The 1803-nt window shown below is 65.1% G+C and carries 1 protein-coding gene and 1 pseudogene; one reads left to right on the forward strand and one right to left on the reverse strand.

Annotated elements, in window-relative coordinates:
- Positions 1-413, reverse strand: a pseudogene (locus tag Q0176_RS04830) (spermidine synthase); the annotation flags it as partial.
- A 200-nt stretch (positions 414-613) separates the two neighbouring features.
- Here Q0176_RS04830 and Q0176_RS04835 point away from each other — a divergent pair.
- Positions 614-1711 carry an NADH:flavin oxidoreductase/NADH oxidase gene (locus tag Q0176_RS04835; RefSeq protein ID WP_299299773.1) on the forward strand — a complete coding sequence of 366 codons (1098 nt, stop codon included), beginning with the start codon at positions 614-616 and terminating at the stop codon, positions 1709-1711.
- The last annotated feature ends 92 nt before the right edge of the window (positions 1712-1803 follow it).

Raw genomic sequence — 1803 nt, forward strand, 5'->3', positions numbered from 1 at the left:
CCTATGGAGGGGAGCCAGCGTTTGGAGGTCTCCACAACCTTCTCGTCGATGTCGATCAGCGTGCAGACCTCAATGCAGGGGTGTTTCAGGACCTCGCGCAGGATGGCGCCGTCCCCTCCGCCCACGATCAGGACCCGCCTGGGGTCGGGATGTGAGCAGATGGGAACGTGCGCCATCATCTCCGAGTAGCAGAACTCGTCCCGTTCCGTGAGCTGGATGGCTCCGTCCAGCATCAGGGTCCTGCCGTATTCCGGGGTCTCCACGACCAAGATGTCCTGCCAGGGGGTCCGCTCCTGGTGCAGGATGTCCGAGACCTTCAGCGAGAGCCGAAGGTTCTCCGTCTGCTCCTCCGTCATCCAAAGGTTGTTCGAACGCTTGGCCCGCGTAACCGGTTTCTCGTCGCTCCCGCTCATGCCGATCCCCTCCGTCAATAAAAATCCGATGGCTCAAAAGATCCAAAACGGACCTGCGCCGTATATCCGCCTGATGCAAGGGTATCATGAAGCCGTGCCGTGCCGCAAGGTTTGGTATACTTATCCGAGATCATCGGGTTTATTCGAAGCTCCGTGTCCCGTGCGGCGCGGGCGTCTTTTCGTTCTGGAGGTGCATGCACATGTCCCGCCTGTTCTCGCCCTTTCAGCTGGGTTCGCTGACCCTGCGCAATCGCATCGTCGTGCCGCCGATGGACCAGTACTCCGCCGTGGAGGGAAGGGCGTCGGACTGGCATCGCATTCACTACGGCGCTCTCGCCGGATCCGGGGCGGGGCTTTTGATCCTGGAGGCCACGGCCGTCAATCCTCAGGGGCGCATCTCCCCCTTCGACCTGGGGCTTTGGTCCGACGACACGGAGGAGGCGCTCCACGCCCTGCTCGAGGTCCTTCGCGCCCATGGCTCCGCGGCGCTGGGCGTCCAGCTGGCCCATGCGGGAAGGAAGGGATCGACCCTGCCGCCCTGGCAGGGCGGAAAGAGCGCGGCGGCCGGCGAGGGCGGATGGCCCGTCGTCGCCCCGTCGCCCCTGCCGTGGGATGAGGAGTCTCCTGTGCCCCTGGAACTCTCCGAGTCCGATATGGATCGGATTCGAGAGGACTTTGCCGCCGCAGCGCGGCGGGCCGTCAGGCTGGGGTTCGACCTGATCGAGATCCACAGCGCGCACGGGTATCTGCTGCATCAGTTCCTTTCGCCCCTCAGCAACGTCAGGGAGGATCGGTGGGGCGGGTCTCCGGAGGCCCGCATGGCGTTTCCGCTCTCCGTATTCGAGGCCGTGAGGCGTGAGGTTCCGGACTCCGTCGTCCTGGGCATTCGCGTCTCGGCGACGGATTGGATTCCCGGCGGCTGGGACGTGGCGTCGTGTTCCGTTTATGCCCGCGAGCTGGAGGCTCGGGGGTGCCGGTACATTCACGTCTCCTCCGGCGGGCTTTCGCCCAAGCAGGACATCCCCCTTTACCCCGGCTACCAGCTTCCCCTGGCCGCGTCCATCCGCTCCGCCTGTTCCATGCCGGTGGTCGGCGTGGGGCTGATCACGGACCCGGAGCTCGCGGAGCACGCCGTCGCCTCGGGGCAGGCCGACCTGGTGGCCGTGGGCCGTGGGATGATGTTCAACTCCCACTGGCCATGGCTGGCCGCGGCCAGGCTGGGTGCGAGCGTCGTCGCTCCCGATCAGTATCTGCGCGCAGTCCCGCACGGGATGTCGATTTTGGAGAGGGCTCGATAGAGGAGAAGCTGGGGAACGGGGGGCCCCTTGTCCTCCCGACCCCTGCGGACATTCGGTCCTTTGCAGAGACGATTGGGTATGAACATGAAAAA

The organism is uncultured Fretibacterium sp., from assembly GCF_938040765.1.
Lineage (GTDB): Bacteria > Synergistota > Synergistia > Synergistales > Aminobacteriaceae > CAJPSE01.